Origin of the sequence: Streptomyces sp. NPDC051105 (assembly GCF_040682795.1) — a bacterium.
Classification (GTDB): Bacteria; Actinomycetota; Actinomycetes; order Streptomycetales; family Streptomycetaceae; genus Streptomyces.
In genome coordinates this window covers 99,822-122,434 of the sequence record NZ_JBFBBR010000020.1, presented here as the reverse complement: position 1 = coordinate 122,434, position 22,613 = coordinate 99,822, and the positions used below count along the sequence as shown (strand labels likewise).

General features: G+C 72.5%; 24 protein-coding genes. 9 read left to right on the top strand and 15 right to left on the bottom strand.

The genetic code is table 11. The annotated features are described in order from the left end of the window. Positions 1-177 precede the first annotated feature (177 nt). From AB0N16_RS36305 to AB0N16_RS36290, 4 genes are all read right to left on the bottom strand, one after another. Positions 178-1,437 carry an RNA polymerase sigma factor gene (locus tag AB0N16_RS36305; protein ID WP_365804351.1) on the bottom strand — a complete coding sequence of 420 codons (1,260 nt, stop codon included), beginning with the start codon at positions 1,435-1,437 and terminating at the stop codon, positions 178-180. Beyond that, entirely contained in the window at positions 1,434-1,775 is a 342-nt protein-coding gene (locus AB0N16_RS36300; protein WP_365804349.1) for a YciI family protein, read from the bottom strand. Before AB0N16_RS36300 ends, AB0N16_RS36305 begins: the two co-directional genes overlap by 4 nt. Continuing rightward, positions 1,772-2,518, bottom strand: coding sequence for a nuclear transport factor 2 family protein (locus tag AB0N16_RS36295; protein ID WP_365804347.1), 747 nt, complete (start codon positions 2,516-2,518; stop codon positions 1,772-1,774). Before AB0N16_RS36295 ends, AB0N16_RS36300 begins: the two co-directional genes overlap by 4 nt. Before the next feature lie 85 nt (positions 2,519-2,603). Continuing rightward, positions 2,604-3,950 (bottom strand): FAD-binding protein, encoded by a 1,347-nt coding sequence (locus tag AB0N16_RS36290; RefSeq protein WP_365804345.1) that lies wholly within the window; start codon positions 3,948-3,950, stop codon positions 2,604-2,606. A gap of 223 nt (positions 3,951-4,173) precedes the next feature. Here AB0N16_RS36290 and AB0N16_RS36285 point away from each other — a divergent pair, with 223 nt between their 5' ends. From AB0N16_RS36285 to hypE, 8 genes are all read left to right on the top strand, one after another. Further along, the gene (locus AB0N16_RS36285; RefSeq protein WP_365804343.1) at positions 4,174-5,406 is read left to right on the top strand and encodes an acyltransferase family protein; all 1,233 of its coding nucleotides are present in this window, start codon (positions 4,174-4,176) and stop codon (positions 5,404-5,406) included. Between the two features lie 20 nt (positions 5,407-5,426). Continuing rightward, the gene (locus AB0N16_RS36280; protein ID WP_365804341.1) at positions 5,427-7,097 is read left to right on the top strand and encodes a hydrogenase maturation protein; all 1,671 of its coding nucleotides are present in this window, start codon (positions 5,427-5,429) and stop codon (positions 7,095-7,097) included. Continuing rightward, positions 7,094-7,675, top strand: coding sequence for a hydrogenase maturation protease (locus AB0N16_RS36275; protein ID WP_365804339.1), 582 nt, complete (start codon positions 7,094-7,096; stop codon positions 7,673-7,675). Before AB0N16_RS36280 ends, AB0N16_RS36275 begins: the two co-directional genes overlap by 4 nt. Before the next feature lie 64 nt (positions 7,676-7,739). Next, the gene (hypB, locus tag AB0N16_RS36270) at positions 7,740-8,462 is read left to right on the top strand and encodes a hydrogenase nickel incorporation protein HypB (protein WP_365804337.1); all 723 of its coding nucleotides are present in this window, start codon (positions 7,740-7,742) and stop codon (positions 8,460-8,462) included. Next, positions 8,459-10,822: a carbamoyltransferase HypF gene (gene hypF / locus AB0N16_RS36265; protein WP_365804335.1), complete on the top strand. Its 2,364-nt coding sequence runs from the start codon at positions 8,459-8,461 to the stop codon at positions 10,820-10,822. The genes hypB and hypF overlap by 4 nt, the downstream gene beginning before the upstream one ends. 3 nt (positions 10,823-10,825) lie before the next feature. After that, entirely contained in the window at positions 10,826-11,116 is a 291-nt protein-coding gene (locus tag AB0N16_RS36260) for a HypC/HybG/HupF family hydrogenase formation chaperone (RefSeq protein ID WP_351734432.1), read from the top strand. Next, on the top strand, positions 11,113-12,240 hold the full coding sequence (hypD, locus tag AB0N16_RS36255) for a hydrogenase formation protein HypD (protein ID WP_365804333.1): 1,128 nt from the start codon (positions 11,113-11,115) through the stop codon (positions 12,238-12,240). Before AB0N16_RS36260 ends, hypD begins: the two co-directional genes overlap by 4 nt. Before the next feature lie 67 nt (positions 12,241-12,307). Beyond that, entirely contained in the window at positions 12,308-13,297 is a 990-nt protein-coding gene (gene hypE / locus AB0N16_RS36250; RefSeq protein WP_365804425.1) for a hydrogenase expression/formation protein HypE, read from the top strand. Positions 13,298-13,405: 108 nt separating this feature from the next. On the opposite strand, the gene hypA is transcribed toward hypE, so the two are convergent. The 11 genes from hypA to AB0N16_RS36195 all read right to left on the bottom strand — a co-directional run bounded on the left by hypA (position 13,406) and on the right by AB0N16_RS36195 (position 21,659). Further along, on the bottom strand, positions 13,406-13,744 hold the full coding sequence (gene hypA, locus AB0N16_RS36245) for a hydrogenase maturation nickel metallochaperone HypA (RefSeq protein WP_365804331.1): 339 nt from the start codon (positions 13,742-13,744) through the stop codon (positions 13,406-13,408). A gap of 7 nt (positions 13,745-13,751) precedes the next feature. After that, positions 13,752-13,928 (bottom strand): hypothetical protein, encoded by a 177-nt coding sequence (locus AB0N16_RS36240; RefSeq protein WP_365804329.1) that lies wholly within the window; start codon positions 13,926-13,928, stop codon positions 13,752-13,754. Positions 13,929-13,950: 22 nt separating this feature from the next. Beyond that, positions 13,951-14,157, bottom strand: a complete 207-nt coding sequence (locus AB0N16_RS36235) for a hypothetical protein (protein WP_365804327.1) — start codon at positions 14,155-14,157, stop codon at positions 13,951-13,953. Between the two features lie 29 nt (positions 14,158-14,186). Next, a complete protein-coding gene (locus AB0N16_RS36230) occupies positions 14,187-14,792 on the bottom strand; it encodes a DUF5947 family protein (RefSeq protein WP_365804325.1) in 606 nt (201 codons plus the stop codon). Further along, positions 14,789-15,337 (bottom strand): NifU family protein, encoded by a 549-nt coding sequence (locus AB0N16_RS36225; RefSeq protein ID WP_365804323.1) that lies wholly within the window; start codon positions 15,335-15,337, stop codon positions 14,789-14,791. The genes AB0N16_RS36230 and AB0N16_RS36225 overlap by 4 nt, the downstream gene beginning before the upstream one ends. Beyond that, positions 15,330-17,123, bottom strand: a complete 1,794-nt coding sequence (locus AB0N16_RS36220) for a nickel-dependent hydrogenase large subunit (RefSeq protein ID WP_365804423.1) — start codon at positions 17,121-17,123, stop codon at positions 15,330-15,332. The genes AB0N16_RS36225 and AB0N16_RS36220 overlap by 8 nt, the downstream gene beginning before the upstream one ends. A 52-nt stretch (positions 17,124-17,175) precedes the next feature. Then, the gene (locus AB0N16_RS36215) at positions 17,176-18,162 is read right to left on the bottom strand and encodes a hydrogenase expression protein HypE (RefSeq protein WP_365804421.1); all 987 of its coding nucleotides are present in this window, start codon (positions 18,160-18,162) and stop codon (positions 17,176-17,178) included. Between the two features lie 108 nt (positions 18,163-18,270). Beyond that, positions 18,271-19,761, bottom strand: coding sequence for a hypothetical protein (locus tag AB0N16_RS36210; protein ID WP_365804321.1), 1,491 nt, complete (start codon positions 19,759-19,761; stop codon positions 18,271-18,273). A 414-nt stretch (positions 19,762-20,175) separates the two neighbouring features. Further along, complete coding sequence (locus tag AB0N16_RS36205) at positions 20,176-21,000, bottom strand: maleylpyruvate isomerase family mycothiol-dependent enzyme (protein ID WP_365804319.1); 825 nt, start codon at positions 20,998-21,000, stop codon at positions 20,176-20,178. 69 nt (positions 21,001-21,069) lie between these two features. Continuing rightward, the gene (locus AB0N16_RS36200; protein WP_365804317.1) at positions 21,070-21,240 is read right to left on the bottom strand and encodes a hypothetical protein; all 171 of its coding nucleotides are present in this window, start codon (positions 21,238-21,240) and stop codon (positions 21,070-21,072) included. Positions 21,241-21,434: 194 nt separating this feature from the next. Beyond that, entirely contained in the window at positions 21,435-21,659 is a 225-nt protein-coding gene (locus tag AB0N16_RS36195; RefSeq protein ID WP_329277862.1) for a hypothetical protein, read from the bottom strand. A 264-nt stretch (positions 21,660-21,923) separates the two neighbouring features. Here AB0N16_RS36195 and AB0N16_RS36190 point away from each other — a divergent pair, with 264 nt between their 5' ends. Then, on the top strand, positions 21,924-22,592 hold the full coding sequence (locus tag AB0N16_RS36190; protein ID WP_365804314.1) for a Type 1 glutamine amidotransferase-like domain-containing protein: 669 nt from the start codon (positions 21,924-21,926) through the stop codon (positions 22,590-22,592). The last annotated feature ends 21 nt before the right edge of the window (positions 22,593-22,613 follow it).

Here is a 22,613-nt window from a genome sequence, read left to right as displayed (position 1 = left end):
CGGGTGCGACGGCTCCGGGCCGTCCCTGCCGGGACGGCCCGGAGCCGCCCCTCAGTGACAACGGGTCCTGGGCGCGGGCGTGCTGGACATCACGCCAGTACGTCTCGGGATCGCGGGGCGCGCCGACGTCGCAGTGGGGGCAAACCCCGGCCGGAGCCTGCGGCGAACCCCCGGTCCCTACCCGGCCCGGCACTCCGTGAGCCGCTTCTCCAGGAACCGGCGTTCCGCCGCGTTCTCCACCAACGCCAGGGCCCGCTCGTACGATTCGGCCGCCTCCGGGGCACGGCCCATACGCCGCAGCAGGTCCGCACGGGTCGCCGGCAGCAGGTGGTAGTCGGCCAACTCGTCCTCCGCCTCCAGCTCCGCCACCAGCGCCAGGCCCGCCTCCCCGCCCTCGGCCATGCCCACCGCGACCGCGCGGTTGAGGCGGACCACGGCCGAGGGGACGTACCGCTGGAGTTCGCCGTAGAGGCCGGCGATGTCCGCCCAGTCGGTGTCGGCGGCGGTCGCCGCGGTGGCGTGGCAGGCCGCGACCGCCGCCTGGATCTGGTACGGGCCGGGGCGGCCGCGGCGCAGCGCGCCCTCCAGGAGAGCGGCGCCCTCGTCGATCTCGGCGCGGTCCCAGGCCGCGCGGTCCTGGTCCTCCAGGGTCACCAGATCGCCGGCCGCGTCCACCCGGGTGTCCCGGCGCGCGTCGTGCAGCAGCAGGAGCGCCAGCAGCCCGACGACCTCCGGCTCGTCGGGCATCAGCCGGGCAAGGAGCCGGGCCAGCCGGACGGCCTCGGCGCACAGCCCGGTCCGCACCAGGTCGGCGCCGGCCGTGGCCGCATACCCCTCGTTGAACAGCAGGTAGAGCACGCCGAGGACGCCCGTCGTGCGGTCGGGCAGCAGATGCGCGGGCGGCACCCGGTACGGGATGCCGGCATTGCGGATCTTCCGCTTGGCGCGCACCAGCCGCTGCGCCATCGTCGCCTCGGGGACGAGGAAGGCGCGGGCGATCTCCGGCGTGGTCAGACCGGCGAGGGTGCGCAGGGTCAGGGCGACCCGCGCCTCGATGGGCAGCGCCGGATGGCAGCAGGTGAAGATCAGCCGCAGCCGGTCGTCGGCCACACCGCTGTCGTCGCCCTCGTGATCCGGGTCGTACGGTCCCTCGTCCCGTGCCAGCACGGCCGCCTCCCGCAGCTTCGCCGCCCCCACCGCCTCCCGGCGCAGCACGTCCAGGGCGCGGTTGCGGGCGGTCGTGGTCAGCCAGGCGCCCGGGCGGCGCGGCACTCCGTCGCGCCGCCACCGCTCCAGCGCCTGGGCGAAGGCGTCCTGCGCGCACTCCTCGGCGAGGTCCCAGTCGCCGGTCACCCGGATCAGGGTGGCGACGACCTGGGACCACTCCTCGCGGAAGGCGGCGGCGACGGCCTTCTCGACGTCGTCCGTGGCACTCACTCCCAGACCGGCCGCACCTCGACCGAGCCGCCGGCGAGTGCCGCGGGGTGCCGGGAGGCGAGCGCGATGGCCTCGTCGAGGTCGGCGACCTCGATGATGTCGAGGCCCGCGACGTACTCCTTGGTCTCGGCGAACGGCCCGTCGCTCAGCAGGACTTCGTCGCCCTGGACGCGCACTGTGGTCGCGTCGGCGGCGGGCCGCAGCCGGGCGCCGCCCTTGACGAGGTCACGGCTGCGGACCTCGCGGATGTACGAGGTGAAACGCGGGTCCTCGGCGATCTCGGCGGGGCTGAGCTCCTCGCCGCCGACGGGCGTGCAGATGAACAGGACGTACTTCATGACCGCTCCTTCCCGGCCGTCTCCTCCAGCGGCACCGACACGTGCTCGTGGGCGATCAGCCAGCTGAAACCGGTGTCCCGGTAGCCGGTGGTGACACGCACCGTCCGGTCCAGCGGCTCCCCGGTCAGGCGGGTGCCCCGGATCCGGACGAGGGCGTGGCTGAAGGCACTCCCCTCCCCGGGCCGTACCCGCAGGTCGAGCACCTCCCGGTGCACGGGCCCGTCGAGCGCCGCGAACCACCCCTCGACCGCCTTGCGGAACGCGGCGATCCCCGACCGCGCCTCGACGCCGGAGGGCCCGAAAATCTCCACGTCGGGTGCGTAGCAGGCCGTCAGCCGCTCGACGTCCCGCTCGCGGGCGGCTTCGGTGAGTTCGGCGTCGAGTTGACGGATCGACGTCCCGGCGTCCTCGGCGAACCCCTCGTCCCAGAACGGCCGCACCTCCATGGCCCCGATGGTGGCCACGGGATGCCCGGCGGCGATCCGTACGGCCTCCTCCAGGCTGTCGCAGTCGACGACGTCGAATCCGGCGACGTACTCCTTCGTCTCCGCGAACGGGCCGTCGGTCCGCAGCACCTCACCGTCGCGGACGCGCACGGTGACCGCCGTGTCGGGCAACTGCAGCCGGTGGCCGTAGAGCCGGGCCCCGCGCCGGACACCGTGCTCCTCCACCCAGGGTTCGACCGGCGCCATCCCGGAGGCGTCGGCGGTGTCGTCGCCGCAGACCAGCAGCATGTATTTCATCGTTCCTCCCGGTCCCTCAAGAGCTTCCTACACCCCACCGACGAACGGCGCCGAGCGGAATCGACACCCCGGCGGACGGCAGTGCTCACCGCGTCATCCCGTGGCCCCGGCCCAGGATGCCGTGCGGGTCGTGGACGCTCTTGGCCTCGGTCAGGGTGTCCCACTGCCCGCCGTAGTGCTCCTGCCAGTCGGCCGGGGTCATCGGCAGCGCGTTGACCGGATAGGCGACGGCGCCCTTTGCCCGCGCGTATGCGTACACCGCGCGGTTCGCGGCCACCATCGGGTCGGCCGCGCCGGGGGCGGCCGTGCGCAACAGGGCCAGCAGAAAGACGACTTCGCCGCGCGGGCGGCGGAACATCGGAGCCCGCAGGGCGCGGGTGAGCAGGGGATAGAGCAGGACCACGCCGTTCTCGCGCAGGTCCCGGAAGCCGGGGTCGGCGAGGATGCCGGTCACGACGGACGCGGCGGTGTCCTCGGGAAGCAGCAGGTTCAGCCAGGGGTGCGGGTACAGCCACTCGCCGGTCGCCCGCAGGAGCTCCTCGTCGGCCGCGACCCGGTGCGCGAACTCGGCGTGTCCGAGGTCCGTGATCTCGGCCGAGTCGAAGGCGAGGCCGGTGAGGAGACTCCGGTCCTCGGGCGGGGTCGGGCCCTGGTGGGCGGCGACGGCCTCGACCATGTAGTTCCAGCCGCCGGCGGTGTCTTCGGCCGGGCGGGCCTGGCCTTCGAGGTAGTCGAAGCGCCCGTCGGTCGCGAGCAGGTGCTGGTCGGCCAGGTAGGCGTCGAGATCGGGGTAGTACAGGCAGTAGCGGCGCACCAGGGTGGGCGCGGGGGACAGCCGGAGCGTGGCCCGGACGATCACGGCCACCTGGCCCAGACCCGCGAGGACCGCGTCGAAGAGGGCGCCATGCCGGTCCGGGGAGCAGACCAGGTGCTCACCGGCCCCGGTCACCACCTCCAGTTCCAGCACCGAGTCCGCGACCAGCCCGTGCCGGTGACTGGCGCCGCCCAGCCCGCCCGCGCTCAGCACGCCGCCGACTCCGGCACCGAGGTAGTCGGTGAGGACGGGAGGCGTGAGCCCGCACGGCAGGGTGGCCGCCAGCACGTCCCGCCACAGCGCCCCGGCCCGCACCGCCACCCGGTCGTCGGCCACCGGCCCCACCGTGCTCAGCGCGGACAGGTTGAGAACGATCCCGTCCGGCGCCTGACCCTGGCCGTAGAGAGAGTGACCGCCCGACTGTGCGGCCACCGGGATCCCGCGCGGCCCCGCGTACACCAGCGCGTCCCTGACCTCCGCCGCGGACCGGGGCCGCAGCACGCCCAGGGGCGGTCGGCGCACCAGGTGGCCGAAGTCGTCGGCCGCCTCCCGGAGGGCTTCCGGGCGGGTGTCCAGCAGTTCCCCGACGGGCGCGGAGACTCGGTCCGACGGCGTCACGCGGCACGCTCCCAAGAGGCATCGGTCGACACGGGCGGAACCATCTTCGTGCCGGGGCCCGGCAGCCGGACGCCGTTTCCCGTATCGACGCCGGAGCATCACGGTGGGTTTACCACGCCGGATTCCGGAGAGCAGCGTCACCGGAGTACCGCCCCGTGTACCGCCGTCGTGCACCGGCCCCGTGCGGGGCCTCGGGTACGGCCCCCGTCGCTCCCCGGAGCGCATGTCGTGTGAGAGGTGTTCTGGTCTGTCCGGCTCCCGCGAGACAGCAGCCACAGTCGACGCGCCGCCCGCCCGGGCGGCGGACGCGGACCGCGCCCCGGCCCCGCCGCCCCGCCCAGTCCCGCCACCCCGCCCGGCCCCGCGGAACGGCCCGGACACCCGGAACGGGCCGCCCGCAGGCCGACGCGACGCCTACTTCGACAACGCGAAGTACCTGGCGATCGTGCTCGTGGCCGTGGGGCACGCCTGGGAGCCGCTGCGCTCGGACAGCCGGACGGTCACCGCGCTCTACACGTTCGTCTACGCCTTCCACATGCCGGCGTTCATCATCATCTCCGGCTACTTCTCCCGCGGCTTCGACGCCGGCCCCGCCCGTGTCAAACGGCTGGTCACCGGGGTCGCCGTGCCCTACGTGGTGTTCGAGGTCGCCTACACCCTCTTCACCCGGTGGAGCGACCACGCCCCCGACCGCGAGATCAGCCTGCTGGACCCGCTGTATCTGACCTGGTTCCTGGCGGCCCTGTTCATCTGGCGGCTGACGACGCCGATCTGGCGGGTCCTGCGGTGGCCGCTGCCCGTCGCCCTCGCCGTCGCCGCGCTGGCGAGCCTCACGCCGTCCATCGGCAGCGACTTCGACCTGCAGCGGGCCCTGCAGTTCCTGCCGTACTTCGTGCTCGGCCTGTGCCTGCGGCCGGAGCACTTCGGCCTGCTGCGCCGGTGGAGCGTGCGCCTGTGGGCCGTCCCGGTCGTCCTGTGCGCCCTCGCCGTGGCGTACTGGTCGGTGCCGCACCTGGGCTACCGCTGGCTCTTCCACCGGGACAGCGCCGAGCAGCTCGGCGTGCCCGCCTGGTACGGGCCCGTCATGACCCTCGCCACCTTCGGCTGCTCGCTGGTGCTGGCCGCCTGCTTCCTCGCCTGGGTGCCGGGCCGCCGCACCTGGTTCACCACGCTCGGCGCGGGCACGCTCTACGGCTACCTGCTGCACGGCTTCGTCGCGCAGAGCGCCAAGCCCGCCCACTGGTACGGCCCGGCCTGGATGCACGGTCCGCTGGGCGCGGTGGTGGTCACCCTCGTCGCCGCCGTGACGGTGACCCTGCTGTGCACACCGCCGGTGCGCCGGGTCTTCCGGTTCGTGATGGAGCCCAAAATGGAGTGGGCGTTCCGGGCGCGGGAGGGCCAAGCGGCCCAGGATGGCCGACGAAACGCCGCCGGGGTGCTTTCCGGAAACCGCTGAAGCGGCGAATATGCCGCACCATGGACATTCTGCTCGTCGCCAGCGCGTTCAACAGCCTGTCCCAACGGGTCTACGCCGAACTGTCCGACCTGGGCCACCGGGTGAACGTCGTCCTCGCCGGCCACGGCCCCGACGCCGTCCGGTCGGCGGTGCGGCACCGGCGCCCGGAGCTGATCATCGCGCCGATGCTGAAGACCGCGCTCCCCGGGGACGTCTGCCGGGACCACACCTGCCTGATCGTGCACCCCGGACCGCCCGGCGACCGCGGCCCCTCCTCGCTCGACTGGGCCATCGACGGGCAGGCGCCCCGCTGGGGAGTGACCGTGCTCCAGGCCGAGGCGGCCGTGGACGCGGGCGCCGTCTGGGCGAGCGAGCCCTTCCCGGTGGAGCCGGTCGGCAAGAGCGACCTCTACCGCAACGAGGCCGCCGACGCCGCTCTCACCGCCGTCCACGAGGCCGTACGACGGTATGCGGAGGGTTCGTACAAGCCGGTGCCGCAGAGCGATCCCTCGATCCACGGCCGGATCGTCTGGCGGGACGTCTTCCGCCAGGCGCGGCGGCGGATCGACTGGGCGGCCGACGACACCGAGACGGTGCTGCGCAAGCTGCGCGGCGCCGACTCGCAGCCCGGGGTGCTCGACGAACTTCTCGGCCGGGAACTGTTCCTGCACGGCGGCCACCCCGAGGACCGGCTGCGCGGCCGCCCCGGTGAGCTGCTCGCGACCCGCGCTGGTGCGGTCTGCCGGGCCACCCGGGACGGCGCCGTGTGGATCCCCGAGCTGCGCCCCCGCAAGAACTCCGGCGACCCCGCCCCCTTCCGCCGCCCCGCGGCCGACGTCCTCGCCACCCCCGGCCTGCCCGAGAGCCTCGCCCCGCTCGAACTGCCCCCGGACCGCGACACCTGGACCGACATCCGCTACCGGCAGCACGGCGACGTCGGCCTCGTCACCTTCTCCTTCCCCGGCGGCGCGATGAGCACCGGCCACTGCCGGCGCCTGCTCGCCGCCTACGAGTACGCGCTCGCCCGGCCGACCCGGGTGCTGGTGCTCGGCGGCCGCCGGGACTTCTTCTCCAACGGCATCCACCTGAACGTCATCGAGGCCGCCCAGGACCCCGCCGAGGAGTCCTGGGCCAACCTCAACGCGATGGACGACCTGGTGGAGGCCGTACTGCGGACCACCGACCGGCTGGTCGTGGCGGCGCTCGGCGGGAACGCGGCGGCCGGCGGCGCCATGCTCGCCCTCGCCGCCGACGAGGTCTGGTGCCGTACCGGCACCGTCCTCAACCCGCACTACCGGCGGATGGGCCTGTACGGCTCGGAGTTCTGGACGTACTCGCTGCCCCGCCGCGCCGGAGCCGAGACCGCCCGGCGGCTGACCGAGGAGGCACAGCCGATGAGCGCCGCGACCGCCGCCCGGACCGGGCTCGTCGACCGGCTGCTGCCGGTCCCCGCACAGCGCTTCGCCACCGAGGTCGAGGAGCTGGCGACCGCGCTCGCCGGCACCCCGGATCTCGGCCGCCGCATCGCCGCCAAGGCCGCGGCACGCGAAGCCGACGAGGCACGACGGCCGCTCGCCGCGTACCGGAAGGACGAACTCGACCGGATGCACGCCCTGTTCTTCGACCCGGCCGCCGCCTACCACTCGCTGCGCTCGGACTTCGTCCGCAAGGTCCCGGGCGGTGCCCGGTGACGCGGCTGCTGGTGGCGGGCGTCGGCAACATCTTCCTCGGCGACGACTCCTTCGGCCCCGAGGTGATCCGCGCCCTGGCCCGCCGCCCGCTGCCCCCCGAGGTACGGGTCCGGGACTACGGCATCCGGGGGATGGACCTCGCCTACGAACTGCTCGACGGCTGGACGGTCGCCGTGCTGGTGGACGCCGCCGCCCGCGGCCTGCGCCCCGGCACTCTCTCCCTGATCGAGCCCGAACTCCCCGACGGCGCCCCGGCGGCCCCGCCCGAGGCGCACGGCATGGACCCGGCGAAGGTACTCGCCCTCGCCGCCCACCTCGGCGACGAACCCCTGCCGCGGGTCCTCGTGCTCGCCTGCGAGCCCGGGGAGCTGCCGCGCGGCGACGAGGACATCGCCCCCGGCCTGAGCGAGCCCGTCCGGGACGCGGTCGAACAGGCCGTCGAAGCCCTGCACGCGCTGGTCCCGGCGTTGCTCGCCGATCCCCAGGTCACGCCCTCGTTGGACCGCCCGGAGGAATCCACGGGCCCCGCCGCGGCCGGGCTCCCGCACCCGGCCGCCACCGGCGCGGAGGATCGCTAGCGGACCAGGACGGGACCCACCCGATCCGACGGTTCTTCCGGAACTCAACGATCGAGGAGCACCCATGTGTCAGTCCGAGGAGGTCACCCGCGCCGTCCTGGCCAGGAACGACGGCTTGGCCGCCGGCCTGCGCGACGACCTGGCCGCGCGCGGGGTGAGCGTGGTGAACCTGCTCTCCAGCCCCGGCAGCGGCAAGACCGAACTGCTCGGCCGGGTGCTGGCCCGGGCGCTGGAGCGGGACGTGCCCGTCGCCGCCTTCACCGCCGACCTCGCCACCGAGAACGACGCCAGGCGCCTGGCCCGCTCGGGGGCGCCGGTGAAGCAGCTGCTGACCGACGGGCTGTGCCATCTGGAGGCCCGGCAGGTCCGCAACCATCTGGAGGGCTGGCTGCCGCCGGACACCGCGCTGCTGTTCGTGGAGAACGTCGGCAATCTGGTCTGCCCGGCCTCCTACGACCTCGGCGAGCAGCTGCGGATCGTGCTCATGGCGGTGACCGAGGGCGAGGACAAACCCGCGAAGTACCCCACCGCCTTCGGCTCCGCACACCTGGTCGTGCTCACCAAGACCGACCTCGCCGGGCCGGCCGGCTTCGACGAGACCGCCTTCGCCGACCAGGTCCGGCGCGTCAACCCCGGCGTGGAGATCGTCGGCTCCTGCGCCCGCACCGGCGAGGGCGTCGACACGGTCCTGGACCGGGTGCTCGCCGTACGGGACGGCGCTCCCGCGCACCGGCCGCCCCTCGCTCCGCACCCGCACGGTCACGTCCACGCGCCCAGCGCCTCGTGACGGCCCCCACCGCGGCGACGGCCGTCCGCCGGCGCATCACCGTGCGCGGCACCGTGCAGGGCGTCGGCTTCCGCCCCTACGTCCACCGCCTCGCCGCCGATCTCGCGCTCACCGGCTTCGTCAGCAACACGCCGCACGGCGTGCTCATCGAGGTCGAGGGAACGGCGGCCGGCGTCGAGCGGTTCAGCGAGCTGCTCGCCACCGAGCCGCCGCCGCTGGCCACCGTGACCGCCGTCGGCGTCGAGGAGGTACCCGTCACCGGGGCGGACCCAGGCTTCACCATCCGCGCCACCGAGGCGTCGTCCCCGGGCCGCACCCTGCTTCCGCCCGACACCGCGACCTGCGCCGACTGCCTTCGGGAGCTGGCCGATCCGGCCGACCGCAGACACCGGCATCCCTTCATCACCTGCACCCACTGCGGACCCCGGTTCACCATCGCCACCGCCATGCCGTACGACCGTGCGGTCACCACCATGTCCGGCTTCCCCCTGTGCGCCGACTGCGCCGGGGAGTACGACGCCCCGGCCGACCGCCGCTTCCACGCCCAGCCCGTGGCCTGCCCGGACTGCGGACCCCGGCTGCGGCTGGTGCCCGCCGAGGACAGCGGAGTGAGTGCCGCTCGCGATGGTGATGCCCTCTCACGGGCGCGAGAGCTGCTCGCGGCCGGGCGGATCGTCGCCGTGAAGGGCATCGGCGGCTACCACCTGGCCTGCGACGCCGGCAACGCCCGGGCCGTCGACACGTTGCGCACCCGCAAGGCGCGCGGGGACAAGCCGTTCGCCGTGATGTGCGCGGACCTGGACGGGGCGGAGCGGATCGCCGTGATCGGGCCGGCCGAACGGGCCGCGCTCACCGGCCCCCGCCGCCCCATCGTCCTGCTCCGACCCCGCGACGGCGTACCGCTGGCGCCCGGGGTCTGCCCCGGCAGCCCCCACCTCGGCGTGATGCTGCCCTACACCGCGGTCCACACTCTGCTGTTCGGACTCCCCGGCGACCCGCCCGGCCCCCGCGTCCTGGTGATGACCAGCGGCAACCGCTCGGGCGAACCGATCGTCACGGACGACGACGAGGCGCTGACCCGGCTGTGCGGACTGGCCGACGCCTGGCTCGCCCACGACCGGCCCATCGCCTCGCCCTGCGACGACTCCCTGCTGCGGGTGCGCGCCGACGGCACCGAACAGGTCCTGCGCCGTTCCCGCGGATACGTGCCCCGCCCGCTGCGCCTGCCCGTCCCGCTGCGGCCCGCGCTCGCGGTGGGCGGCGACCTCAAGAACGCGCTGTGCGTCGGCGAGGGCGAACTGGCCTGGTTCGGGCCGCACATCGGCGACATGGGCGACCTGGCGACGCTGGAGGCCGCCGTCCGCGCGGAACGGCATCTGCACCGGCTGACCGGAGTCCGCCCCGAGCTGGTCGCCGCCGACCGCCACCCCGGCTACCACGCGTCCGCCTGGGCCCGCCGCCGCGCTGCTCAACTCCCCGTGAACAAACCGGTGTTCGTGCAGCACCACCACGCCCATGTCGCCGCCGCGATGGCGGAGGCCGGCCTCGACGGCACCACACCGGTCATCGGCGTCGCCTTCGACGGCACCGGTTACGGCGACGACGGCACCGTCTGGGGCGGCGAGGTGCTCGTCGCCGACTACACCGGCTACCGGCGCCTCGCCCACCTCGCCCCGGCCCCGCTCCCCGGCGGCGACGCGGGAGTGGCCAACCCGTGCCGGATGGCGCTGGCCCGGCTGTGGGCGGCCGGCCTGCCCTGGGATGCCGACCTGCCCAGCGTCGCCGCCTGCTCGCGCGAGGAACTCGGACTGCTGGCACGGCAGTTGCCGAGCCAGGTCGGCTGTGTGGCCACCTCCAGCATGGGCCGGCTCTTCGACGCGGTGTCGTCCCTCGCGGGCGTGTGCCACCGAGCCGGGTACGAGGCGCAGGCCGCCCTGGAGCTGGAGGCGCAGGCCTGCCTGGCTTGGGACGACGACACGGCCGCGTACCCCTTCGGCGACCGCTTCGACCCGGCCCCGACACTGCGCGCGATCGTCACCGACCTGCGGCGCGGCACGCCGGTACCAGTGATCGCGGCCCGCTTCCACCGCGGCGTCGCCCGGGCGGTCCTGGAGCTCTGCCGGGCGGCGCGCCGGGCCACCGGCCTGACCACCGTCGCCCTCACCGGCGGCGTCTTCGCCAACGCCCTCCTGGAGCAGGCCGGTTCCGACCTGCTGCACGGGCACGGGTTCACGGTCGTCCGGCACCGCGAAGTCCCGCCGAACGACGGCGGGCTGGCGCTCGGGCAGTTGATGGTCGCGGCCCACGGACAACCACCCCACGACGGCCCGCATACGGCAGTCGGCGACGAGACGGAGTGACCCATGTGTTTGGCAGTGCCCGGCAGAGTCGTGAGCATCGACGACACGGCCGATCCGCTCACCGGCCTGATCGACTTCGGCGGTGTACAGAAGCAGGCGTGTCTGGAGTACGTGTCCGACGTCCGCGTCGGCGAGTACGTGATCGTCCATGTGGGCTTCGCCCTCCAGCGGCTCGACGAGGAGTCGGCCCTGGCCTCCCTCCAGCTCTTCGAGGAACTGGGGCTGCTGGACGAGGAGTTCGGCGACGCCTGGCAGCAGGCGGCCCGGCAGGCAGAGGGGAACGAGGCCCGGTGAAGTATCTCGACGAGTTCAACGACCCCCAGCTGGCCCGCCGGCTGCTGGACGGGATCCGGTCCACTGTCACCCGGCCCTGGGCCCTGATGGAGGTGTGCGGCGGCCAGACCCACTCGATCATCCGGCACGGCATCGACCAACTCCTTCCCGAAGAGGTGGAGTTGATCCACGGTCCGGGGTGCCCGGTCTGTGTGACCCCGCTGGAGTGCATCGACAAGGCGCTGGAGATCGCCGCCCGCCCCGGGGTGATCTTCTGCTCCTTCGGTGACATGCTGCGGGTGCCCGGCACCGACCGGGACCTGTTCCGGGTCAAGGGCGAGGGCGGTGACGTCCGCGTGGTGTACTCGCCGCTCGACGCGCTGAAGCTCGCCCAGCGGCACCCGGACCGTCAGGTGGTGTTCTTCGCCATCGGCTTCGAGACCACCGCCCCCGCCAACGCCATGGCCGTCCACCAGGCCAAGCGCCTCGGCCTGACCAACTTCAGCCTGCTGGTCTCCCATGTGCGGGTCCCCCCGGCCATCGAGGCCATCATGACCGCCCCCAGCTGCCGGGTGCAGGGCTTCCTGGCCGCCGGGCACGTGTGCAGCGTGATGGGCATGACCGAGTACCCGGAGCTGGCCGCACGCCACCGGGTCCCCGTCGTCGTCACCGGCTTCGAACCGCTCGACATCCTGGAGGGCATCCGCCGCACGGTCCTTCAGCTGGAGCGCGGCGAGCACCGGGTGGAGAACGCCTACGCCCGTGCCGTGCGTGAGGACGGCAACCCGGCGGCCATCCGCATGATCGAGGAGGTCTTCGAGGTCACCGACCGCTCCTGGCGGGGCATCGGCCCCATCCCGGCCAGCGGCTGGCGGCTCAGCGAGGCCTACCGGGACTACGACGCCGAGCACCGCTTCGACGTCACCGGCATCCGCACCGAGGAGCCGGCCGAATGCCGGGCCGGCGAGGTCCTCCAGGGGCTCATCAAACCCACGGAGTGCGCGGCCTTCGGCACCAGCTGCACCCCGCGCACCCCGCTCGGCGCCACCATGGTCTCCAGCGAGGGCGCCTGCGCCGCCTACTACCTCTACCGCCGGATGTCCGAACCGGCGCTCCCGCGCGAGGAGATGAACCCCGTTGGCTGAGCAGACCGTCGCCGACCCGGCGAACTGGAGCTGTCCGGTGCCGATCCGCGACCAGCCGGTCGTGGTGATGGGCCACGGCGGAGGCGGCGCCCTCTCCGCCGAACTGATCGAGCAGGTCTTCGTCCCCGCCTACGGCAACGCCCTGCTCGCCGGCATGACCGACTCGGCCGTCCTCCAGCTCGGCGGCGCCCGGCTGGCGTTCTCCACCGACTCCTACGTGGTACGGCCGCTGTTCTTCCCCGGCGGCTGCCTCGGTGACCTGGCCGTCAACGGCACGGTCAACGACCTGGCGATGAGCGGCGCCCGGCCTGCCTACCTCTCCGCCGCGTTCGTCCTGGAGGAGGGGGTGGAGCTGACCGTCGTCGAACGCGTCGCGCGGGCCATGGGCGCGGCGGCCGAGACGGCCGGAGTCACCATCGCCACCGGTGACACCAAGGTGGTCGAGGCCGGGCACGGCGACGGGGTGTACGTCACCACCGCCGGGGTCGGACTGGTGCCCGAGCGGGTGGACATCCGGCCGCAGCGGGCCCGGCCCGGTGACGCGGTCATCGTCAGCGGGCCGATCGGACTGCACGGGGTCGCCGTCCTGAGCGTGCGCGAGGGGCTGGAGTTCGGCGTCGAGATCGCCAGCGACACCGCGTCGCTCGCCGACCTGGTCGCCACCATGCTGGACGTCACCCCGGACATCCACGTGCTGCGCGACCCGACACGCGGTGGCCTGGCCGCCTCGCTGAACGAGATCGCCCGCGCCTCGGGAACAGGGGTGCGGCTGACCGAGCGGGCCGTGCCGGTACCGGATGCGGTCGCGAACGCCTGCGGATTCCTCGGGCTCGACCCGCTCTACGTCGCCAACGAGGGCCGGCTCGTCGCCTTCGTCCCGCCGACGGAGGCCGAGGCCGTCCTCGATGCGATGCGCGCGCATCCGCAGGGGGCGGGGGCGACCCGGATCGGTGAGTGCGTGGCCGACCACCCGGGGATGGTCGTGGTGGCCACCGGACTCGGCGGCACCCGGGTCGTGGACCTGCCGCTGGGGGAGCAGCTCCCGCGGATCTGCTGACCAGGCGAAGAGCAAGGCGAAGAGCAAGGCGAAGAACAACGCGAAGAAGAAGGCGAAGAAGAAGGCGAAGATCCCGCCGGTGCCCGGACGGACCGGGCACCGGCGGGGTCATTCGACGGCGGTGATCTCCAGCTCCCTGCCGCTGCGCAGCTCCGGGCAGGGCCGGTCGCAGCGCGGGCACCAGAAGAACGGCGGCATGCCCACCGCGAACTCCTCCGCGCACGGGTCGCACCAGGCCAGCGCGGGCACCTGCTCGACCACGAGGTCCGCCCCCGCCAGCGCGGTGCCGTCCCGGGCCACCTCGAAGGCGAAGGTCAGCGCGTCGGGTACGACCCCGGACAGCTCGCCGACCCGGACGGACACCGTCGAGACGGTGTCCGCCCCGTCCTCCCGGGCCCATGCGCCGGCCTGATCCACGATCGCGGTCGCGATCGACAGTTCATGCACGACCGGCTCACGGATACCGGTGACCGGCGCGCAGCCCACCCGCGATCCGCCAGATCTTCATCTCGCGCATGATCGAGGGCAGTTCCATGACGAACAACGCGAGGGCGACGCTGCCCACGACGGCGATCTCGGCCGTCAGCACGCGCTGGGCCGCCGTTGCGGTTCTCTTTCGCTGGACCTTCATGTGGGGAACTCCCTGTTCTGTGTCATCCGGGTGAGATGTTCGGCATGACGTCCAGCAGGGTGTCGTGCCGCTTCCAGTGGATGCCGGTGGAGCGCCGCGCGTCGGCGGTGCCGTCCGGGTGGTGCCCGGTCTGGGTGGTGTGCGGCCCCTCGTTGCCCTGGTGCATACCGGGCACGTGGGACGGTGTGTCGGGCTTCGCCTGGGCTCGGCCGACTCGGATGCTTCCCATGGGGTTTCTCCTTCCTGTGTTGCCGTTCTTCAAGGGCGCTCGGTGAGCTCCTCGAAGAAACGCTCCACGGCCGGCCACATCCGGCCGCCACCGGACAGGCCGCGCCATTCCCGGCGGACCACGGCGAGCATGCGGAAGCAGTCGTCGACCGGTGCGATCCAGTGGTGGTCCAGGCCGTGGACGGTGTTGACCAGCAGCGCCTCGACGTCGGGTGCCATGCCGGCCAGGGGCGGGCAGCCGGCGACCGCCCGCTGCCAGGCCGCCGCGTCCACCTCCCAGCGCATGGCACCCGCGGGGCTCGGCCCCTCGGCGGTGACCGAGCCGTCGGCGCGCGGTACGAAGAAGACCAGGCCGACCGGGACCCCGAGGGCCGCGGTGTCGACCTTGGGGAGCCGGACCCGGCGGGTCGGGATCAGCCGGAACTGGACTTCGCCGGTGCCCGGTCCCGGCTGTCCTGGGAACAGCACCGAGCAAGGGCGGCAGGCACAGCGGACCTCGCCCGGCCCGGTGTCGTACAGATGCGGATGGTTCTCGGGCACCGGGGCGGCGCACAGGTCGCACACCTCCGCCTCCGCCGCCGGCCGGTGGTCGGCGGCGGAGCGGATGAGGCGGGCCAGGGCTCCGTCGGTGCTCACCGGGCCTCCTGTGGCCGACGCAGGGAGTCCAGGGGGACGAAGGCGGGGGCCGGGTCCTCGGGAACCGGCTGCACGTCGGTCAGCTCGGGGGCCGCGGCGAGCACCGCCTCCCGGACGACGTCGGTCACCTCCGTAGTACCTCCGCCGCACCCGGAGCCGCAACCGCCGCCCGTGGTCAGCCGCACCCGGCCCACCTGGCCCTCCACACCGGCCCACTCGACGTCACCGCCGCGTTCGCGCACCGCGGGGCGCAGCCGCTCGACCGCGCGGGCCGCCCGGCGCTCGGGCGAGTCGGGGTGGATGTCGTGCAGGACCAGGAGGTGGTCGAGCAACTCGTCGTCGGCGAGCCGCTCGGCCAGCGGTGCGTCCGCGCGGTCCAGAACGCGGGCGAGCGCCTCGCCGTAGACCTCGGTCAGCAGGCGCACCGCCTCGACGGCCGAGCCGCCGGTCGGGCCGGGGGCCGACTCCAGCCCCTCCAGCAGCGTGTCGAGGCGGCCCAGCCGGGCCTCGACCGCCGGGCCGTCGAGCCGACCGAGGTCAGCCATGGTTCGCCCCGTACGTCGGCGAGTGCGTGACGGTCAGCGTCTTGCCCTTGCCGGTGTACATGTGGACACCGCACGGCAGACAGGGGTCGAAGCTGCGGACCGTGCGCATGATGTCGACGCCCTTGAAGTCGTCCGGGCCGTTCTCCTCGAAGATCGGCTGGCCCTGGACGGCGTCCTCGTAGGGGCCGGGGGTGCCGAACTTGTCGCGGGGGCTGGCGTTCCACGGGGTCGGCGGGTACGGGTGGTAGTTGGCGATCTTCTTGTCCTTGATCACCAGGTGGTGGGAGAGGACTCCGCGCACGGCCTCGTGGAACCCGCAGCCGATCGCCTCGTCCGGCACCTCGAAGTCCTCGAACACCTTGGTGTCGCCGGACCGCACCAGGCCCATCGCCTCGTCCAGGAACTGCAGGGCCATGGCCGCCGCGTAGGCGACGAAGTACGGCCGGGCGCGGTCGCGTTCGAGGGTGTTGGACCACTTCGGGATCTTCCACTCCAGCGTGGTCTCCGGCAGGCTCACGCCCTTGGGCAGCGAGATCCGCACACTGGTGCCGGTGGCCTTGATGTACGGCGTGTCGACGATGCCGTTCAGCGCGGTCGACCAGAGCCGGGCCAGCGGGCCGCCGCCGGTGTCGAGCGCCAGGTGGTCGCCGGTGCGCTGGTCGAACCAGCGCGGACTCATCACCCAGCTGTAGTTGGCGTCGAAGTCCCGCTTCTGCGGCACCGGAAGGGTCGTCTGGTTCCACGGGTGGCGCATGTCGACGGGGTTGCCCAGCGGGTCGTGGGTGACGAACGGGTCCTCGTTCACCCAGTCCTCGTAGAACGAGCTGCCCAGCATGATCCTGAGGCCCAGGTTGATGTCGACCAGGTTGTTGGTGACCAGTTCGCCGTCGACCACGATGCCCGGGGTGACGTACATCGCCTTGCCCCAGCGGTCCATGTTCTCGTAGCGGTAGTCCACGACCTTCGGGTCCTGCCAGGCGCCCCAGCAGCCGAGCAGGATACGGCGCTTGCCGACCTCCTCGTAGCCCGGCAGTGCCTCGTAGAAGAAGTCGAAGACGTCGTCGTTCATGGCGACGGCCTTCTTCACGAAGTCGATGACGTGCATCAGCCGGCTGAGGTAGTCGGTGAACACGGTCGGCGACGGCATGGTGCCGACACCGCCCGGATACAGCGTGGAGGGGTGGACGTGCCGGCCCTCCATCAGGCAGAACATCTCGCGGGTGGTCCGGGAGACCTTCAGGGCCTCCTTGTAGACCTCGCCCTCGAAGGGGTTGAAGGCCTTCATGATGTCCGCGATGGTCCGGTACCCGTGGATGTCACCGCGCGGCGCGGCGGTCTTCTGGGCGCGGGCCAGCACACTCGGGTTGGTGGCCTTGACCATCTGCTCGCAGAAGTCCACGAAGACCAGGTTGTCCTGGAAGATCGTGTGGTCGAACATGTACTCGGCCGCTTCGCCGAGGTTGACGATGTGCTCGGCCAGCGGCGGCGGCTTCACTCCGTACGCCATCTGCTGGGCGTAGTCGGAGCACGTGGTGTGGTTGTCGCCGCAGATACCGCAGATCCGCGAGGTGATGAAGCCCGCGTCGCGCGGGTCCTTCCCCTTCATGAAGACGGAGTAGCCGCGGAAGAGGGAGGAGGTGCTGTGGCACTCCGTCACCTCCCGGTTGGCGAAGTCGATCTTCGTGTAGATGCCCAGGTTTCCGATGATCCGGGTGATCGGATCCCAGGACATGTCCACGATCTGCGCGGGCTTGCGCTCTTTCTGCCGGGCCTCGGTTGTCATCAGCGTCGCTGGCCTTTGCTGTGGGGGGACTTGGGGCGGGGAGGACTGTGGCGTGTCAGGGCCGCCAGCGCGGGGCGTACCCGCTGGTGAGCTTGCGCTTGTTGTGGCGCCACTTGGGTTCGTGGTTGACCAGGTCGTTGGTGAAGCCGCGCAGCCGGCGGATGACCGCCCCGTACGGCTTGATGGCGAGCGAGGAGAGGGTGCCTCCGGGCGGCTCGTCCATGAACGGCATGAACGCGTCCGGGAAGCCCGGCATGGTGCAGCCGATGCAGATACCACCGACGTTGGGGCAGCCGCCGATGCCGGCCATCCAGCCCCGCTTGGGCACGTTGCAGTTCACGACCGGACCCCAGCAGCCGGTCTTCACCAGGCACTTGGGCGAGTTGTAGTCCATCGCGAAGGACGCCTGCTCGTAGTACGAGCCTCGGTCGCAGCCCTCGTGCACCGTGCGCCCGAACAGCCACTGGGGGCGCAGCATGTGGTCCAGCGGGGGCGGGGGAGCGGTGCCGGCGGCGTGGTAGAGCACCCAGACCAGGGTCTCCATGAAGTTCTCCGGCTGGACCGGGCACCCCGGGATGTTCACCACGGGCAGCCCGCCCTGGGACTTGAAGTCCCAGCCCAGGTAGTCCGCGAGACCCATCGAGCCGGTCGGGTTGCCCGCCATCGCGTGGATGCCGCCGAAGGTCGCACAGGTGCCGATGGCCACCACCGCCCAGGCCTTGGGCGCCAGTTGGTCGATCCAGTCGTTGAGGGTCTGCGGCTGGCCGGTCTCCGGGTCGTTGCCGAAGGACGTCCAGTAGCCCTCGCCCTCGATGATGTTCTGGTTCGGGATCGAGCCCTCGATGACGAGGATGAACGGCTCCAGCTCGCCCCGCGCCGCCTTCCGGTACGGCGCGAGGAAGTCCTCGCCGCCCAGGCTCGGCGACAGCACCTTGTTGACCAGGTTGACCTTCGGCATGCCCGGGATCAGGCCGAGGACCAGGTCCTCGATGGAGGGCTGGTCGGCGGCGGTGACCGAGACGGTGTCGCCGTCGCAGCTCATGCCCTCGGAGATCCACAGGATGGTGATCTCGTCGAACCCCTGGTGTTCGACGGTTTCGCCGGGCTCGCCGCCGACGGCGGCGGTGGTGCCGTTCTTGGTGCTCATACGCTAGGCCTCCGATGGAGTGGGTCCCGTGGGCGGCTCTTGTGCCGCCGCTGGGTCCGGGACGTCGGTGCCCCCGAGCGGCTCGATTTCGTCGGGCCGGAAGTAGTGGAACCGGCCGTACCAGCCGTGCAGTTCGGCCGCCGGATCGTCGTCGACGGTGACGGCGAGATGGGTGCTGCCGTCCACGTCGTGGAAGACGGCGGCCACGGTCGCGGTCCGTCCGGCCAGGAACATGTCCTGGGCGTCGGCACCCCGGCCGCGCGGGCGCAGCCGCACCGCGCTGCCGCCGCCGACCCGCACGCCGTCGACCAGGACGGTGTCGGTGGCCGGCGAGAGCCCCTCGTCGGCGCCCTCCTGCCACCAGGCGGGACGGTCTGCGACCGGCTTCAGCGAGCGGATCGCGCCGTGCAGTCGCCCGAAGACCTCCGGCGGCATGGTGTCGACCCGGTCGAGGATCTCGGCGGCCCGCGGGTCGGTGGCGCGGGCCTCCCGCTTCTCCTCGTCCGTCAGCAGCATGGTGCGCAGGGTGAGGATCTCGTCGATCTCACCGGCGTCGTGCAGATCCCCGGGGCTCTCCGGTGCCACCTGCGGATGGTCGGGCAGGATGATCGGCGAGGAGAGCAGCAGGGCGGAGACCGAACCGTGGGCGGGGATGTCGGCGGGGGGTGCGCCGCCGAGCACCGGGAACGTGAAGTCGTTGCGGCAGCTCCGGGCGGCCTCCTGGAGGCCGGGGACCGGGTCGATCAGCGAGACGAACTCCGCGCCCTCAGCGCCGAACAGGGTGTGGGTGGCGATGAGGGCCTGGCGCAGCGCACGGTCGCGCGGAGCGTGCGGATCCGCGGCCTGCCCCACGTGCGCGGTGCGCACCCGGAGCCGGAGGAGGCCCTCGCCGAACCGCTCAACCACGACCGTGGTGCTCGCACGTGCCTCCTCCCGGCGCCTGACCACCCGGCCGGCACCGGAGGACAGCGTCGTGGTGGTGGTACCGGCGGGGGAGCCCACCGGGAAGGTGTGCTCGCCCTCGGCCAGGGCGACCGTGAGGTCGGCCTCGCGCGGTACGGCCTCCTCGAAGGTCAGGTGCACGGTCCCGTCGTCGCACGTCAGCGACGCGACCGGCCGCCGGTCCGCGTCCTCGACCTGCTTGTGCTGCATCTGCAGGTACCGCACCCGCATCCGCAGGACCGCGCCCGGCCGGTGCACCCGCACCAGGCACTCCGTCTGCTGGTACCAGGAGTCCGCCGAACCCGACACGCCCGGGCGGACCGGGCCGTCGGCCTCCACCCAGTCCCTGGGGAAGAGGACCCCGAACTGCCAGCGGGCACGATTCTTCGGCGAGGACCGCCGATAGGGGTAGAGCAGGTAGCCCTCGTAGAGGACGGCATCGGCGACGGCGCTCAGCTGCCCGAAGGAGTGCCCGGACCGCTCAGGAGGCGGCTTCGAGCCGTCCACCAGGGCAGTGCGGGGCGCTCTGCCGTCCACCAGTCCCTCGGCCATGCAGCCTCCTCGGATCCGTGCGCGCGCCCATACCTTCCACCACGGTCACATCGGTCACGCCTGCTCGCCTCTTCTGGGCGAGCGGGGTTGGGCCGAACGGGGTGTGCCAGGGCGTACGCCGGGTCAGCCGGCGGCGGTGGCCCGCGCGGGAAGGTCCGGGCGGACCGAGAAGACGATGCCGGGGGCTCGGGCCACGACCGCGTCCTTCACCAGCAGCAGGCTCGGCGCGGTGGCCTCGGCGGAGGTTCCCGGAGTCGGCCACCTTGGCCGTGCTCCACCGCTCGGTCCCGGTGCGCCGGTCGAGGGAAACAGCCGGCAGGAACGGTGGACAAGTACAGCCGCTCGCCCTTCCCGCTTCCGCCACGCCCACGGCAGGTCGTCCAAAGACCTCGTCCCCAGCGGGTCGCCGGGTGGTCAGGGGGCGGTGAAGAGGGAGGGAAAGCGGGGGGCCAGCCAGGGCTTGCGGCCGCCGGCGAGTATCTGGCCCCGGGCCATCGCCAGCCACGGGTTGCGGCGGCCGAGGGCGATGAGGAGGAAGGCCACCGGATCGATGAGGATGGTGCAGTCAGGGCGGTCCTGCGGTTCCGGAGCCACCCGGACGGCACCGTCGGCGAACGTGACGCCGAAGGCGCAGCCGCCACCGCGCAGCCGGATTGTGTAACGGGCGGTCAGTCCGGCGACCGCCGAACCGTCCGCCACGGTCGGCATCACCGAGAGCATGAACGGCATGCACAGCGCGACCCGTTCGGCGTCGATCATGTGCGGGCGCCGCAGGGCGCGGGCGAGATCGTAGCCGTGGCCCAGCATGTGCGTGAGCAGGTAGGAGGCGAGGACGGACCGGTCCATCGAACCGAGCGGGGTGACCGGCGCAGGTCCGTCCGCCGTCATGGCCAGCGCGTCGACACACCGCGCGGCCTCCTCGGTGATCATCGCCGCGAGCGGCTCGGCCCGGCGCTCCCCGAACGCTGCCAGCGACGCGGCGTTGGCCGCCGCGAGGCTCCGCGGTGTGCCGTCCCCGTAAGGGCGTTCCCTGCCGAGCGCGAGGTCGGCCATCAGCCCGTTGGCGAGCGCCAGATGGGCGGCCGCCTCGCCGACCGTCCATTGCGACCCCGGTACGGCGGCACTCGTGTCGGCCACGCCGTCCAGCACGGCCGCGATGTCCTCGCCGGCCTGCCGTATCGCCTGCCCGAGCCCTGCGGGCAGCGCCCCGCGGACGTCCTGCCGTGCCGCCTGATCCATGTCGGTCGCTCCCGTTCTACCGGGCGGTACCCAATCAGACGTAAGGGCGCACCACAAGACCCGTGGCGGTCAGCGCGGGCCGAGGCCGTGCAGGAAGGTGTCGACGACCACGTCGGCGGCCTGGGCGGCGCTGAGCTCGGGCGACTCCTGCGAGGCCGGGTGCATCAGCTGCGGCAGCAGTGAACTCGCCCACGAGAGCGGGAGATCCGCGCGGAGGAGCCCCTCGTGAACCGTCCGCATCACCGGCTTGCTGCCCGAAAGCTACGTCTGGGCCGACCACCAGCTCGACGCCGAGTAACCACGACGCTCAGCACGGGCGGCACCCTCAACCGACAACAGGGCGAAAGTTGAGCAATACGGTCAAGGGAGACGTCGCAATCTCCCCAGCCCGTGCGGCTCTCTTCACGTCATGGCCCGCCGTTCCTGTCACGCCGCTAGTCCCGCTGGGCGGCGAACAGTTCCAGGTGTGCGCAGGTGGGACAACGATAGGCATCGATCTGCCAGTGCGGTCGGCCCATCCTCTTGGCACCGCCGAGCGGGCCGCGCTGAAGGGGGCCCGCGATCCACCGCGCGAACCCGCGAGCGCCTTGTCCGGAGTCCTCGACGAAGCCCGGCTCCAGCCCCACCGCACCGCATTGGGTGCACCGTATGTTGTTCATTGTGGGAGTGTAGTGAGCGGCTGGGGCGGTGGTCATCGGGACCAGTTCCCGTCGCCCTCATCCCGCGTGACGCGCGACAAACGGGCCGTGGCCTTTCGCGCACGGCCCCGTGACCGGTCGGCGGATCATGGGCGCCTGACACCGTGTCGGCGAGTCATGTCTCCGCCGGTGTGCGCCTCGTGCCGGCTCAGTCCCGTCCACTGAACGCCAGCCGGCCACCCTGGGTTCGTTGCGTGCGCCCGTCAGTCGTGCTTGGCTCGCCCGATGAACTTTCTGTTGACTGCGAGTGGCCTGCGCAACGAGACGCTGCGGGATGCGCTGCGGGACATGTTGGGTAAGCCGTTCGGGTCGGCGAACGTCGTGTTCGTTCCCACGGCGTCAGTCGCCGAGCCCGGGGACCATGGATGGTTCGTCGCTGACATGAGCCGGCTGCACGGCCTCGGCTGGCGGGAGTTCGACGTCCTGGAACTGAACGGCCTGCCCCGGCAGATGGTGGTCGACCGGCTCCTCCACGCCGACGTCATCTATGTCGAGGGCGGCAGTCACTACCACCTCGCGCGCAGCATCACCGGCAACGGCCTGGCCGACGGTTTCCTGCAGGCGCTGGAGAGCCGGGTCTATGTGGGGGTGAGCGCCGGATCGATGATCTTCAGCCGGAATCTCACCGAGCACTCCGCCGATGTCATCGGGGACGCGGCGGACCTCCACGTGCTCGGCGCGGCAAGCGTGGAGCCGCCGTTCGGCCTCTTTGACTGGTATCTCAAGCCCCACCTGTACTCGCCGGATTTCCCCGAGCGGGACGACGCCTGGGCTGATCACATCGCCTCGCGGGCGGACTTCCCCATCTACTTCATCGACGATGAGACGGCCGTTCGCGTCAGGGACAGCAAGGTGGACGTCATTTCTGAAGGCCGGTGGCGGTTCCATCCGTGACTCGACGCGTGGTCGGGAGCC

Excerpts from the sequence above, each read along its gene's own strand:
- AB0N16_RS36300 (WP_365804349.1), bottom strand. The coding sequence starts at position 1,775 with ATGAAGTACGTCCTGTTCATCTGCACGCCCGTCGGCGGCGAGGAGCTC.
- AB0N16_RS36295 (WP_365804347.1), bottom strand. The coding sequence starts at position 2,518 with ATGAAATACATGCTGCTGGTCTGCGGCGACGACACCGCCGACGCCTCC.
- AB0N16_RS36285 (WP_365804343.1), top strand. The coding sequence starts at position 4,174 with ATGTCGTGTGAGAGGTGTTCTGGTCTGTCCGGCTCCCGCGAGACAGCA.
- AB0N16_RS36280 (WP_365804341.1), top strand. The coding sequence starts at position 5,427 with ATGGACATTCTGCTCGTCGCCAGCGCGTTCAACAGCCTGTCCCAACGG.
- hypB (WP_365804337.1), top strand. The coding sequence starts at position 7,740 with ATGTGTCAGTCCGAGGAGGTCACCCGCGCCGTCCTGGCCAGGAACGAC.
- AB0N16_RS36260 (WP_351734432.1), top strand. The coding sequence starts at position 10,826 with ATGTGTTTGGCAGTGCCCGGCAGAGTCGTGAGCATCGACGACACGGCC.
- hypE (WP_365804425.1), top strand. The coding sequence starts at position 12,308 with ATGGGCCACGGCGGAGGCGGCGCCCTCTCCGCCGAACTGATCGAGCAG.
- AB0N16_RS36240 (WP_365804329.1), bottom strand. The coding sequence starts at position 13,928 with ATGAAGGTCCAGCGAAAGAGAACCGCAACGGCGGCCCAGCGCGTGCTG.
- AB0N16_RS36235 (WP_365804327.1), bottom strand. The coding sequence starts at position 14,157 with ATGGGAAGCATCCGAGTCGGCCGAGCCCAGGCGAAGCCCGACACACCG.
- AB0N16_RS36225 (WP_365804323.1), bottom strand. The coding sequence starts at position 15,337 with ATGGCTGACCTCGGTCGGCTCGACGGCCCGGCGGTCGAGGCCCGGCTG.
- AB0N16_RS36215 (WP_365804421.1), bottom strand. The coding sequence starts at position 18,162 with ATGAGCTGCGACGGCGACACCGTCTCGGTCACCGCCGCCGACCAGCCC.
- AB0N16_RS36210 (WP_365804321.1), bottom strand. The coding sequence starts at position 19,761 with ATGGCCGAGGGACTGGTGGACGGCAGAGCGCCCCGCACTGCCCTGGTG.
- AB0N16_RS36205 (WP_365804319.1), bottom strand. The coding sequence starts at position 21,000 with ATGGATCAGGCGGCACGGCAGGACGTCCGCGGGGCGCTGCCCGCAGGG.
- AB0N16_RS36200 (WP_365804317.1), bottom strand. The coding sequence starts at position 21,240 with ATGCGGACGGTTCACGAGGGGCTCCTCCGCGCGGATCTCCCGCTCTCG.
- AB0N16_RS36195 (WP_329277862.1), bottom strand. The coding sequence starts at position 21,659 with ATGAACAACATACGGTGCACCCAATGCGGTGCGGTGGGGCTGGAGCCG.
- AB0N16_RS36190 (WP_365804314.1), top strand. The coding sequence starts at position 21,924 with ATGAACTTTCTGTTGACTGCGAGTGGCCTGCGCAACGAGACGCTGCGG.